Raw genomic sequence first — 13,090 nt, 5'->3', positions numbered from 1 at the left:
GGATTGCAACAGATGCAAGAGCGATCACAATAACAGCTGCAGCGATGGTGAATATCATCAATGTGGACATATAACTCTTACACTCCGAATTTGTTTAGCGCTTCTGTGGCTTAACGGTTGATTGGCTTAAAGGTTAATTGGCTTAACGTTTGATTGACTTTAAATGCCACGATCTACATAAGCTGCCAAAAAGTGAGCAAGAACACACCCAGACTAATTGTCAACAAGGAACCAATGGTGGTAAAGACCACAATATTTGCGGCCAGCGTTGCATTGCCACGATAAGCTTTGGCCATGACAAAACTGGCTGCTGCCGTCGGGCTGGCCATCAACAAAAAGACAACTCCCAATTTTTGACCATGCTCACCCAAAAAGAACAGTGGCAGGATGGCAATAAGGGGCATGAGTATCAGTTTCAGAAAGGCGGTCTTAAGCAACGGCAGTACATCATCTTTGACACTGCGATAACTTAATGTTCCGCCAATGCATATTAACGCAATGGGCAGTGTGGACTTTACAAAAAGGTCGCTGGTCTGCAGCCAATATGAATCGATGGAGACGCTGGCCAGAGCCAATGGCAAGGCAGCCAGAATCGCCAATATCAACGGGTTTTTAAGTAAGCTTTTCAATAGCAGTTTCAGGCTTAAACGACCTTCATTCAAGCCATCGACAAAAATATAAACACTGAGGATGTTGTAGACAATGGTGAGCATGGCCATTAGCAAAGAGACTTGCGCTAACACGTTGTTGCCATAGGCGTTAATGCAAAGCAGTATCCCGATAATGCCCAGATTACCTCGTAACGCACCTTGTTGTAGCACCGTGGCATCTTCAGGAGGCAATCGATCTTTAGCGGCCCACCAGCGTGACAGCAGTAAAATACACACCGTTACCATTAAGCAGACGATAAACAGCAGTGGTTCAACGGCTTCTGAAATGGGCTGCCTGATGGTGCTTGTAAACATCAGTACAGGGAGGCTCACATAGAATACAAAGGTAGACCCCCGGTGAATCCAACGGTCCGACAACAGCCCTACCCACCTGAGCACAGCCCCCACAACAAGCCACAAAAAGATAGGCGCCGTCACTGAAACGGTGAAACTTAATACATCCAGAAACATCAGATTACTCGTTACTCAGCGTCAATTTTGTCAGTCGTCAGGTTATCTGCCTCATCTGACGTTACAGGTTCGTCTGACTTGTCGAGAGTAAGCTGCTTCTTGGTTTTAGCGCCGAGTAACTTCAAGCTTTCCACTCGTCGCATCAGGTTTCCACGACCCGTGGCCAGTCGTTTGTGGGTCAGGGTATAGGCCTGGCTGGCCTTATCAATTTGTTTGCCAACGTCTTCAAATGCCTCGATTAACAAGGCAAATTGGTCGTACAGTCCTCCAGCCTGTCGTGCGATCTCTTCGGCATTCTGGTTTTGTTTCTCATACCGCCAGATATTTTCAACGGTACGTAAACTTGCCAGTAACGTGGTCGGACTGACTAAAATAATGTGCTTTGAATAGGCGTCCTGAAACAGGCTTTGATCCGCCTGTAACGCTGACATGAAAGCAGCTTCCACAGGAATGAATAAAAAGACAAAGTCGAGGCTGCGAATACCTTCAAGTTTATCGTAGGATTTTCCACTCAACTGCTGCACGTGGTTACGGACGGATGTAAGGTGTTGTTTGAGGGCCTGCTGACGACTCACCTCCTCGGTAGCGGAGGTATATTGCTCGTAATGCAACAGGGAGACTTTCGAGTCGATAATGATGTCTTTACCTTCTGGCAAACGGATAATGACGTCAGGGTTACGACGTTTGCCCTCTTCATTTTTAAGGGCCACCTGCACTTCATACTCACGACCGCGCTGTAAGCCAGAGTCTTCAAGCAGCCGCTCCAGAATGACTTCCCCCCAATTACCCTGAGCCTTATTATCACCTTTTAAGGCGTTGGTCAGGTTAATTGCGTCTTCACCGATCTGGCGGGTTTGCTTTTGCAGCTCAGCAATCTGACCCACCAATTTACTTCGCTCTGAATTCTCCTTGTCGTAAGCATCTTCTACTTTCTTACGGAAGGCCTCAATTTGTTCTTTGAGCGGATTAACACTGGCTGAAAGCGTTTGTTGACTCTGCTCTGTGAAACGTTGTTGCTTGTCATCAAAAATCTTGTTCGCCAACAGGCTGAATTCGTTATTCAGCTGCTCTCTAGCGTCTTTTAGTAGAGCCAGTTTTTCTTCCAGACTGTTTTTCTCGGCAAGGCTTTTCGCCTGCAAGCTTTGATGCTCCGCGTGCAGTTGACGTAATTCACGTTCTTTAACCTCCGCGCTTGCTTTTATCGCATCCAGATCAGCAGCTTTATTTTCCAAAACTGCCAACTGTGCGTCTTTCTCAGACAGGCTGACTTGGTATTGTTTGAGCTGATCCTGAAGTGAAGAAAGCTGCTCACGATCTTTGGCTTCGTTGCTGACTACCTGCTCCAGCTTTTGCGCGCAAAGTGTCAACTCAGTGGTTGATTGATGCAGCTGTTCCTGCAGATCTTGTTCTCTGCGGGAGTGGATTTGGCTTTGCCTTCTCAAAAGCAAGGCCGCTAACACCGCCATGGCCAATACGGCAATTAAGACTCTTTGAGCCTCTGCGGATGTTAAGTAATCAAATGACATTCATGAATCCGTTAATTATGTGTGTTGTGGTCGGTATACGGCAAGAGATGCAAATTCACAGCAGCCTGTTCAAGCTCTAATTATCGAGACACGATCTTTCCGATAGCGGGTTTGTCGAGCACTATCCTCGATTCTGTACTACATTCTCGACTCTGTGCTACCGATACTTTGCTGTTCTCGATACTTGGTTGTTCTCGATACTTTGTTTTGAAGACACAGACCGTTATCATCCGCAGGATCAGAGGTTGGCCTGTTGAATCTGTGCCCATAACGCACAGGATCAAAGTCAGCACAGTGGAAATCTGAATAACTGAGCGAAAAATGACCGAACTGCCCAATGACACGACTGAGAAGATCCGATCACTCTGTGCCGATGCCTATCAGAGCTACGATCAGGGTGACTACAGGAAAGCATTGCGTCTATTCTATCAAGGTTGGCTGCTGCTGCCCAAGCCTCAAACTGACTTTGCCGAGGCAGGATGGGTGCTGACCGGCATTGGTGATAGCTACTTCCGTCTCAAGCAGTACATCCCAGGCTGCGAGGCCCTCCGCTCAGCCAATCACTGTCCACAAATCCGGGATAATCCCTTTATTCATCTCAGACTGGGGCAATGCCTTTATCAAATAGGAGAAAGAGCTTCCGCCCGGACGCACCTTCTCAAGGCCTATAGATTGGGAGGCTCTGCTCTTTTTGAGACAGAAGAGCCCAACTATTTGGAATGTATTGAGAAACTGATTTAGATCTCCACCATTCTTCATAGGTTTTGAATCTACGCCATCTGATCAAAAAACAATCAACCCCCTATGCCGGACATAATAGTTTTGTTAATTTGGGCATGTTCCTCACATTCCCCATTCAAGTCTTGCAAATTACAGCCGATACCCTTGATGCCAACAGTTCATTTTATCGTCAGATAATCGAGCTCTGACGACTTACAATTAACACTGCATTAAAGGAACATGCCCATGAAGCGCAAAACACTTCTTCTGCCCGCTCTGGTTTTTGCCACATTTGCCCCACTGTCAATGGCTTGCAGCAAGCCTGCAGCGCCAAGCCTGCCGGACCCATCATCCGCGGTGACTCCTCAAATGGTAAAAGCTAAAAATGATGTAAAAGCGTTTCTTGATCAGGCTGAGGTCTACCTGAAATGTAAAATCTCCACCGGCCAGCACAACGCCATGGTTGATGAGATGAAGTCTGTTGCGGATGACTTTAACACTATCGTCCGTGAATATAAGGCACGCATGGCAGGTTAAGTCCACCTGCACGCCCCGAAGACTGTACAGCCCTCCACTGTCGCTTCGGGGTAGCCTCTTCTTTGCTCTCTTACAGTGACACTCCCCAATAGCTATGCGATGATTTCGGCTTTCTCACCGGAAGGATTCTTTAGCTCAAATGCCTATCAGCCTGTTCGATATTCAGCCTCTGCTTGAGCCCATCAACGATGGAGTGTTGATCCTCACACCCAACAGCCGCCTTAAAAATAAACTGGTTGCCGCTTACAGTCAGCATCAGGAACAGTGCGGTGCACAAGTTTGGCACGCACCGAGGGCTTACTCGTTAAGCGAATGGCTGTCGGAAAGCTATCAATTGCTGTTGGATCAGGCACTTTTGACTACGCCCACAAGCCCTGCCACCGAGTTTGTCTTGCAGCAATTATGGCTGGATATTATTCAAGAAGACGCTGTTGGCGCTGAGCTCATCAATCCGCACAAGCTGGCCAGTGACGCACAAACGGCTCATCGCACGTTACAGCGCTGGAATCTGGAGTTCTCAACCCTCGTCGATGAAAATACTGCGGAACAGAACCCACTGATACGCTGGAGCGAAAAGTTTGAGCAACTGCTGAATCAACACCAGCTTTGTACGCCTGAACAGATACAGCAGCAGATCATCCAGTGTTATCAATCAGGGCTCGTGCCGAAAGAAGATCAGCTGTTGTTACTGGGATTTGATGACATTCCACCTCTCAGCCAACGGTTATTTGACAGCATAGCGACAAGTCATCAACTAAGGGCTACGTTTACCGCTGCATCCACTGGCCACCTGAGCCTGGCTGGTTGCCCCAATCAGCAGGACGAAATACGCTCCGCCGCTTGTTGGGCACAAACTGTTCTTAAGGAAAACCCCAACGCATCCATAGGTATCATTGCGCCGAACCTCGGGCAAATCCGTAAAACCGTGGAGCAGGTTTTTGTGGAGGTGCTGGAGCCCCAGTACTCCCTTCCGGAAACCGCCCGCTACACCTTACCGTTTAACTTCTCTGCCGGTGTGCCTCTGGGCAGTGTGCCTTTCGTGCATGATTCCTTGATGCTGCTGCAGTTAAATCAATACCGAATCCGCACAGAAGACTTCATTGAGCTGCTCAGCTCACCGTTTTGGGGAATCGCTGACAGCCTTTCTATCAGCGAGCTGCTCGCACAAAAATTGAAGAAACTTCAGCGCGCCAGACTCAAAGTCAGTCAGCTGCGTCAAATCTGCCATAAGTTGGCTCAATCTGAAGAGGATCCCTCCTCCCTTTCTCAAGAGGACAGCCTTCAGATCGAACAATGGCAATGGCTGGATCAAAAACTGCAGCATATCGAGTCTCTGCGCCGCCAGCGAGCCAAACAACTGCTCCCGGGGCAATGGCTGGAATTATTTGAAGCGCAGCTGCGACATCTTGGATGGCCCGGAAGCCGTAGGCTGGACAGTAACGAATTCCAGCAAATGACTCAGTGGTATCAACTGCAGGAAAAGTTCTGTCAACTGGAAAACACTGGCAAACTAATGACCTGCGATCAAGCCCTAAACCTTTTGTCTCAGTTGGCCGGCAGCGAGCATTTTCAAGCTCAAACACCAGAATCACCCGTACAGATTCTGGGTATTTTGGAAGGTGCCGGACTGCAGTTTTCCCACTGCTGGGTTTTGGGTATGAGCCAGCAGAACTGGCCACCCGCACCGGAACCGAACCCCCTGCTGCCATTGAGTCTGCAACGACAACACGGCATGCCGCATGCGGATGCCGATCGCGAATTGGCCTTCGCTGAGCGCCTGACAGAAGGCTATCGTCACTGCGCTCCGGAAGTGGTCTTTAGCCACCCCTGTTTTGATGCGGACACCCCATTACACCCCAGTGCACTGGTCAAAGATCTGGCCACCTCTAGCGTGGAGGCATCAGCTGCCAAAGAGCCTCTGAACGTTCTGAATACGTCTCTGGCAACGGGGTGGCCAAGCTATCTCCAAGAGATTGTGGATCATCAGAAACTGGAATGGATCAACACCGGCAATGGTCCCTCTGTCAGCCCGGCCGAGTTAACCCAGATTCGCGGGGGTAGCCAGATTCTGAAAAACCAGGCCATCTCCCCTTTCGCCGCTTTTGCCCTGCATCGTCTGGGTGCTCAGCAAACAGATCCCGAGGCTCTGGGTTTTACCCCTATGCAGCGCGGACAAATCTTGCACGATGCTCTGTCTGACATTTGGGAAAAGCTGGTGGATCAGGAAACCTTGCTCAACACGCTGGACGCAGAGCTGAAGGCGCTGGTGAACGAGCGTGTGCAGGAGCATATCCATAATTTTCGCAAGCGGGAGCCTGACTTCTTTGGCGAAACCTATTCCGCTCTGGAGGAAAATCGCCAAAGCCAACTGATTCTTCGCTGGCTGGAGCAGGAGAAACAGCGCCCGCCTTTCACGGTGGTCGCTAATGAAGAAGCCATTACGGCGAACTTTGCAGGATTGCCATTGACGCTGCGCCTGGATCGAATGGATAAACTAAGTGATGGCGAACTGATTCTCATCGATTACAAAACCGGTTCACCGAATCCCAAAAGCTGGGGCGGCGAACGCCCTGATGAACCCCAGCTCCCGCTCTACTGCCTGTGCTATTTGCAGGATCAGGAGACAGAGATCAGCGCCGTTATGTTTGCCCAGGTCAATGCCAAAGACATAGCCATTAAGGGACTGGGTGGCCTGTCGACGGATCATCCGGACATCTTGCCTGCCGACAAGGCCGATTCGCTGGAGTTACCGACTGACTGGCAGCAGATTCGCGAACATTGGCAGCAACAGCTGGAAATGCTGGCCACGACTTTTCTACAGGGTGACTGCTCTCTGGACTTCAAAAACCCGTCTTTAAAACGCTTTTATGAAGACTTAGGCCCCATTCTGCGATGGCAGGAAGAAGACTTCGTGCGCGACGCTTTTTTGTCCCCGCACGCACCGTCTCCGGACGTACTGTCTCCGAGCCAACCGACTCAGGGAGGACAGTAATCATGCAACCACAAGATCATCTGGCCCGTGCCGAAGCCCTGAACCCACAAAAGTCTTTTGCCGTAACCGCTCCCGCTGGATCCGGTAAAACCGGCCTGCTGACCCAGCGGGTATTAACCCTGTTGCCGTTGTGCGATAACCCGGAAGAAGTGGTGTGTATTACCTTCACCCGTAAAGCCGCTGCCGAAATGCAGGAGCGGATCACTGACGCTATCCAGTTTGCGGCAGAACAGCCTCGTCCCGAAGCACCCCACGAACAACTGACCTGGGACCTCGCTCAAAAAGTCATTGAGCGGGATCGCCAACAGCAGTGGCAACTGCTTAAAAACCCCAATCGACTGCGGGTACAGACCATTGATGGCTTGTGCCGCTCACTGACTCAATACAATCCCATCACCAGTGGTATTGGTGGCTCCAGCCAGATGCTGGAACATCCGCAAGTGGTCTACCGCCAGGCTGTAGAACAAACACTGGCGACGCTTGAGCAGGAAGGCCAACTTCAACATGACCTAAAAGAACTGTTTATTCACCTCGACAACAATATTGAGGCGGTAACCAGCCTGTTAATCAACCTGCTGGGTAAACGCGACCAGTGGTTGCTGCCCCTTCTCAGCGCCCGGGATGCGCGAGCCTATCTGGAAAATGTCCTGCATGAGCTGGTGGTTGAGACACTGGAAGAAACCAGTGAACTGCTTCTACCCTACGCCAGTGACCTGTGCCTGCTGGCAGATTACGCCGGCAACAACAGTCTTGAAGACAAGCCATCGTCACTGATTTGCCAATTGGCAGGCATCGTCGAGCTGCCGCCGTGCCACCCGGACAATCTGGATGACTGGCGCAGTCTGGTGGAACTGGTGCTGACTCAGGCGGGACAGTGGCGCTCTATCAAGGGGCTGAACAAAAACTTTGGTTTTCCAGCCGGCACCGATAAAGACAGCAAAGCCGCCGCCAAGCTGAAGAAAGAAGCCATGGCCGAGCTGATAGGTCATCTGAGCGAACAAAAGAAGCTGCTGGATTTGTTCCAGTTCATCCGCATTTTACCGCCCACCCACTACCCTCATCAGCAATGGCGGTTGCTGGACGGATTAACCCGCATCATGCCGTATGCGGTTATCCAGCTGAAACTGGCTTTTCGTGCTCTGAATGCCACAGATTTTAGCGAAATCACCCAAGGGGCGCTGCTGGCTCTTGGCGACGAAGACAGTCCTACCGATCTCAGCCTGCTGCTGGATTATCAGATCAAACACATTCTGGTGGACGAGTTTCAGGATACCGCCAGCCCTCAACTGCAATTACTGGAAAAGCTGACCGCTGGCTGGCAACCGGATGATGGCCGCACGCTATTTATCGTGGGGGATGGGATGCAATCCTGTTATGGCTTCCGCGACGCCAACGTGGGCATTTTTCTGGATGCACGCAATAACGGTATCGGCGATATTCGGCTCACACCATTAGAGTTAACCGTCAACTTCCGCTCGCAATCCGGTGTTGTGGACTGGGTGAATATGGCGTTCCAAAACGCTTTTCCGGAAGCGGATGACATTTCCCGCGGTGCCGTGAGCTATGCGCCCTCCATAGGTTTCAAACCTGCTATGGACGGCCCGGCGGTTAGCACCCATGTATTTCTGGACGCACCGGATCGTAAGGCCGAGGCACAAAAAGTCGTTGATCTGGTGAAGGAAGCCCTGGCAGCTGATGAGAACGGCAGAATTGCCATTCTGGTCAGAAATCGCCCGCACCTGCGTGAAATCATTCATGCACTGCAAACAGCCGGACTTCGCTGGCAAGCGACGGATATCGATCCTCTTGCCAGTCGCATGGCGATTGTCGATTTGCTCAGTCTGACTCGCGCCCTGCTCGACCCATCAGACCGTAATGCCTGGCTGGCGATCCTTCGCAGCCCTTTCATCGGTCTCGGGAATGACGATCTGTTGCATCTGGTACAGCACAATAAACTCGTTGATCAAAAGAGTTTCCCTGCGGTTCTCAGTAACCTTCTGGATCATCAGTCGATCCAGGGTTTGAGTAAAGAAGCCAAAAAAATACTCAGTCGCACTGTCCCGCAAATCAAAACCGCCTGGCAAAACCGCCGTCGCAAGAGTTTGCGACAGTGGATCGAAGGTCTTTGGGTAGCGTTGGGTGGACCAGCCTGCGTACCGGATGCCATCGATCTGACCAATGCTCAGGACTATTTCAGCCTGCTCGACAAATTCGACGAGGGAGGCAAATTACTGCAGTGGGATGAGTTTTCCCGTTCCGTCAAACAGCTCTACGCCCGTCCTGCGGCAGATGCCGACCCGCGGATTCAGGTGATGACCATCCACAAATCCAAGGGCCTCGAGTTTGAAACCGTGATCATTCCGGGTTTGGATAAAACTCAGCGCAGCGATGAAAAACAGCTGATACTTTGGCAAGAGCGCATCAACACCGCACACGACAAGCAACTTTTGCTCGGACCTCTATCGGCTACCGGCGATGACGATGATCCGCTGTACCAGTTTTTGCGTCAGGAACAGAAAATCAAAAACTCGCTGGAAGCCACTCGCCTCCTGTACGTCGGCTGTACCCGTGCGATCAACCACTTGCACCTGATTGCCAATCTCAATGTCGATAGCAAGAGCGAGTTGCCAAAAGCCCCTTCTGCCGGCGCACTGTTGTCACCTTTGTGGACAGCGGTGCAGGAATCCGCACTGTTTACGGTGGTGGGCGAGACCGATGAAACCAGCCAGAAACCTCAACCCATTGCCATGATTCGTCGCCTGACACCCGATTGGCAGCGCCCGACACTGGTGCCCTCCAGCCTGCTTGCTGCTTATCGTGGACGAGAGTTCGGTGATGAAGACAATACGGTCAACGACGACGCTTTACGCCATCGGGGCTCGCGCTATACCGGCACGGTACTGCATCGCAGCCTGGCGCAGATTGTCAAAGATGGTGTCGACGCCTGGGACAGTGATCGAATCCGGCGACAGCAACCCTTCTGGCGAGCTCAGCTACGGCAACTGGGGTTGAATGGCACCAGTTTAACTGACGCGCTCAACCGAATAGAACTCGGTTTACACCGTATGCTGGCAGATCCCAATGGCTGTTGGCTACTGGATAACCGTCATGAACAATCCGCCTGCGAACAAAGTTTCTGGTCGGTTTCAGCGGGAGATGGTCCCTATACTAAAACCCGGAACTCCATTATCGATCGTACATTTGTCGATCAGGGGATCCGCTGGATCGTTGATTACAAATCCAGTGAGCCGGCAGCTGATCAGGAGTTGAGCGACTTTTTAACCGCCGAAGCAGAAGCCTACCAGCCACAACTGAAGCGCTATCGTCAGCTTTTCCCGGATCTGGAGGACGAACGCGTCAAAACGGCTTTATATTTCCCGTTATTGGCCCATCTGGAAGTGCTCGGCTAACACAGAAGATAAAAACCTTTACTTAATGGCCAAAATCAGGTCATTAAGTTTCACTATTTATGTTGTTTTTCAGTAGAATAGCGCGCTTACAGAAAACAACCGTATTGGGTAGTTCAATGACAGAGTTCGCAGTAGACGATCTGAACATCGTCTCGCAAGAGATCCTCATTTCACCAGCCGCTATCAAGAGTGCTTTACCTTTATCGGATAAAGCTCGCAAAGTGGTTACTGAGGGGCGCGAGACCGTTCGTAATATTTTAGAAGGCAAGGATCACCGCCTGATGGTCGTGATTGGCCCTTGTTCCATCCACGATGTAGACGCTGCGATTGATTATGCTCATCGCCTGAAAGCGTTGTCGGATGCCGTTAAAGACTCTCTGTTTATTGTTATGCGCGTGTATTTTGAAAAGCCACGCACCACTGTCGGCTGGAAAGGCCTGATCAACGACCCGTATCTGGATGACTCCTTCAAGATTGAAGAAGGTCTGCACATCGGCCGTAAGCTGCTGCTGGATATAGCTGAGATCGGTCTGCCAACCGCTACCGAAGCTCTGGACCCTATTTCTCCACAGTACATTCAGGATTTGATTGCCTGGTCTGCCATTGGTGCTCGTACCACTGAGTCCCAGACTCACCGTGAAATGGCCAGCGGCCTGTCTTCGGCAGTGGGTTTCAAGAACGGAACCGATGGTGGTCTTACCGTAGCGATCAACGCTTTGGAATCCGTCTCAAGCCCTCACCGTTTTCTTGGGATTAACAACAACGGTCAAGTCGCGATCACTCACACCAAAGGCAATGCGTTTGGCCACGTGGTACTGCGCGGCGGTGCCGGAAAGCCTAACTACGATTCAGTGAGCATCGCCCTGTGCGAGCAGGAACTGGAAAAAGCCGGCGTTTCTACCAATATCATGGTGGATTGCAGTCACGCGAACTCCAATAAGAATCACGAACTACAGCCTCTGGTCATGGATAACATTGCCAATCAGATCCTTGAAGGCAACCAATCCATTATCGGCCTGATGGTGGAAAGTAATATCGGTCCGGGCAATCAGAAGATCTCCAGCAATCTGGACGACCTGACTTACGGTGTGTCTGTTACGGACGCCTGTATCGATTGGGAAACCACTGAAAAGACCCTCAAAGACATGGCGGCTAAAGTTGCTGAGCCTTTGAAAAAGCGTCGTTAATGGAAACGCGTCGTTAATGACCTAAATTGTCATTTTTGACAAAAAGCCGGCCCCTTAATCAGGCGCCGGCTTTTTTGTGCCCGGATCATTCCCACCAGGGATAAAACTCGGGCAGATCTGAAGGCACTGTTTGGGTGAATTTGGGTTTGCGCTTTTCCAGAAACGACGCAACGCCCTCTTTGCCATCCTTTTGACTGGCGTAAAACATAGCCAATGAATCCACTTTGTGAGCATCACGAGGGTGTGGCATAGCGGAGTTGCGGTACATCATCTGGCGGGTCATGGCGATGGCCACCGGAGAGCTGTTCTCTGCAATGTGACGAGCGAGCTTATAAGCTTCTTCCAGCAGATCCTCAGGCTCATAGATATCCTTAACCAAACCGCCAGCTTTGGCTTTTTCGGCGGTGAGAATTTCAGCACTGTAAGTCCACTCCAGCGCCTGAGACAAGCCCACCACTCTTGGCAAAAACCAGGTAGAACAAGCTTCAGGAGTGATCCCTATCTTATTGAAAACAAAGCCAATCTTGGCTTTAGATGAGGCCAATCGGATATCCATTGCCAGAGTCATGGTTGCGCCAATCCCCACGGCCGCTCCATTGATGGCTGCGATCACAGGCTTGCTGCAATCGTATAGCGCCAGAGTCACTCTGCCGCCGGTATCGCGAACGCCCGAAATGTATTCCGGATCGTCGTAGTGATTGTCGACATCCTCCAAACTGGGCTCAAGCTCTTCATTCAGACCAAAGACATTCCCCTCTGCCGTTAAGTCCATGCCGGCGCAGAACGCCTTGCCTGCGCCTGTAAAGACAATAACCCGTACATCGTCATCATCGCTGGCTCGATTGATGGCCTCAATCAATTCATTGGCCATGGTGACGGTGAAAGAATTCATGTGCTCAGGGCGATTTAGAGTGATGGTGAGAATGCCATCGCTCAACTGATAATCCAGTGTGGTGTAATTCATAGGGTTTCCGCTTCTTCTGATATTATGCGGGTAAACCCTATCACATCTTTTCTGGATTTCAGACACAAAAAAAGCCGCAAACAGCGGCTTTTAATTGAAACGGGTTGGACCGGATTTACGCGTAAGCGTTGGTCGTATCGCTGTGGTCTGTCGAATCACGAACGCCCACGAGACCAGGAATTTTCTCGATCAGTGTCTTCTCAACACCTTCTTTCAGCGTGATATCAACGGCGCTGCAGCCCTGACAACCACCTCCAAACTTCAAGACGGCGTAGTTATCTTCTGTAAACTCCACCAACGAAACCTCACCACCGTGAGCGGCAAGTCCAGGGTTAATCTCGTTAAACAGTACATAGTTGATTCTATCTTCGACGGGACTGTCGTCAGTCACCTGAGGCATTTTGGAATTGGGGGCGCGAATAGTCAGCTGGCCGCCCATGCGATCCGGGGAGTAATCGACTTTAGCGTCTTCTAAAAATGGCAAACTGCGCTCTTCAAAGTAAGCACCGATCATATCCAGATCGAGCTTTACATCGCCTTCCTGCTCTTCTCCAGGACGACAGTAGGCAATACAGGTCTCAGCCTGGGGGGTGCCAGGGTTCGCGACAAACATGCGAATCGCGATACCTTCAC

The 13,090-nt window shown here is 50.8% G+C and carries 9 protein-coding genes; 5 read left to right on the top strand and 4 right to left on the bottom strand.

Translation table 11 applies throughout. The features are described from left to right. Positions 1-173: 173 nt before the first annotated feature. The gene (locus ACTG33_RS10450; protein ID WP_439135153.1) at positions 174-1,121 is read right to left on the bottom strand and encodes an AEC family transporter; all 948 of its coding nucleotides are present in this window, start codon (positions 1,119-1,121) and stop codon (positions 174-176) included. An 11-nt stretch (positions 1,122-1,132) separates the two neighbouring features. After that, on the bottom strand, positions 1,133-2,647 hold the full coding sequence (gene rmuC, locus ACTG33_RS10445) for a DNA recombination protein RmuC (RefSeq protein WP_439135152.1): 1,515 nt from the start codon (positions 2,645-2,647) through the stop codon (positions 1,133-1,135). 321 nt (positions 2,648-2,968) lie between these two features. On the opposite strand from rmuC, the gene ACTG33_RS10440 reads away from it, so the two are divergent. The 5 genes from ACTG33_RS10440 (at position 2,969) to ACTG33_RS10420 (ending at position 11,493) form a co-directional block, all read left to right on the top strand. Further along, positions 2,969-3,388 carry a hypothetical protein gene (locus ACTG33_RS10440; protein ID WP_439135151.1) on the top strand — a complete coding sequence of 140 codons (420 nt, stop codon included), beginning with the start codon at positions 2,969-2,971 and terminating at the stop codon, positions 3,386-3,388. 225 nt (positions 3,389-3,613) lie between these two features. Further along, complete coding sequence (locus ACTG33_RS10435) at positions 3,614-3,904, top strand: hypothetical protein (protein WP_439135150.1); 291 nt, start codon at positions 3,614-3,616, stop codon at positions 3,902-3,904. Positions 3,905-4,043: 139 nt separating this feature from the next. Next, positions 4,044-6,896, top strand: a complete 2,853-nt coding sequence (locus tag ACTG33_RS10430; RefSeq protein ID WP_439135149.1) for a PD-(D/E)XK nuclease family protein — start codon at positions 4,044-4,046, stop codon at positions 6,894-6,896. Positions 6,897-6,898: 2 nt separating this feature from the next. Next, a complete protein-coding gene (locus ACTG33_RS10425; RefSeq protein WP_439135148.1) occupies positions 6,899-10,306 on the top strand; it encodes a UvrD-helicase domain-containing protein in 3,408 nt (1,135 codons plus the stop codon). A gap of 116 nt (positions 10,307-10,422) precedes the next feature. Next, positions 10,423-11,493 carry a 3-deoxy-7-phosphoheptulonate synthase gene (locus tag ACTG33_RS10420; protein WP_439135147.1) on the top strand — a complete coding sequence of 357 codons (1,071 nt, stop codon included), beginning with the start codon at positions 10,423-10,425 and terminating at the stop codon, positions 11,491-11,493. Between the two features lie 85 nt (positions 11,494-11,578). On the opposite strand, the gene ACTG33_RS10415 is transcribed toward ACTG33_RS10420, so the two are convergent. Next, positions 11,579-12,457 carry a crotonase/enoyl-CoA hydratase family protein gene (locus ACTG33_RS10415; protein ID WP_439135146.1) on the bottom strand — a complete coding sequence of 293 codons (879 nt, stop codon included), beginning with the start codon at positions 12,455-12,457 and terminating at the stop codon, positions 11,579-11,581. Between the two features lie 115 nt (positions 12,458-12,572). After that, positions 12,573-13,090 (bottom strand): Fe-S biogenesis protein NfuA (gene nfuA, locus ACTG33_RS10410; protein ID WP_439135145.1); only part of this gene is annotated, 518 nt, incomplete at its 5' end.

It is taken from the genome of Pseudomaricurvus sp. (genome assembly GCF_965662505.1).
Taxonomy (GTDB): Bacteria; Pseudomonadota; Gammaproteobacteria; order Pseudomonadales; family Cellvibrionaceae; genus Pseudomaricurvus.
The sequence above is the reverse complement of the archived record's forward strand: the minus strand, read 5'-3'. Positions and strand labels throughout refer to the sequence as shown.

Coding starts and splice junctions, on each gene's coding strand:
- ACTG33_RS10450 (WP_439135153.1), bottom strand. CDS start 1,121: ATGTTTCTGGATGTATTAAGTTTCACCGTTTCAGTGACGGCGCCTATC.
- rmuC (WP_439135152.1), bottom strand. CDS start 2,647: ATGTCATTTGATTACTTAACATCCGCAGAGGCTCAAAGAGTCTTAATT.
- ACTG33_RS10440 (WP_439135151.1), top strand. CDS start 2,969: ATGACCGAACTGCCCAATGACACGACTGAGAAGATCCGATCACTCTGT.
- ACTG33_RS10435 (WP_439135150.1), top strand. CDS start 3,614: ATGAAGCGCAAAACACTTCTTCTGCCCGCTCTGGTTTTTGCCACATTT.
- ACTG33_RS10430 (WP_439135149.1), top strand. CDS start 4,044: ATGCCTATCAGCCTGTTCGATATTCAGCCTCTGCTTGAGCCCATCAAC.
- ACTG33_RS10425 (WP_439135148.1), top strand. CDS start 6,899: ATGCAACCACAAGATCATCTGGCCCGTGCCGAAGCCCTGAACCCACAA.
- ACTG33_RS10420 (WP_439135147.1), top strand. CDS start 10,423: ATGACAGAGTTCGCAGTAGACGATCTGAACATCGTCTCGCAAGAGATC.
- ACTG33_RS10415 (WP_439135146.1), bottom strand. CDS start 12,457: ATGAATTACACCACACTGGATTATCAGTTGAGCGATGGCATTCTCACC.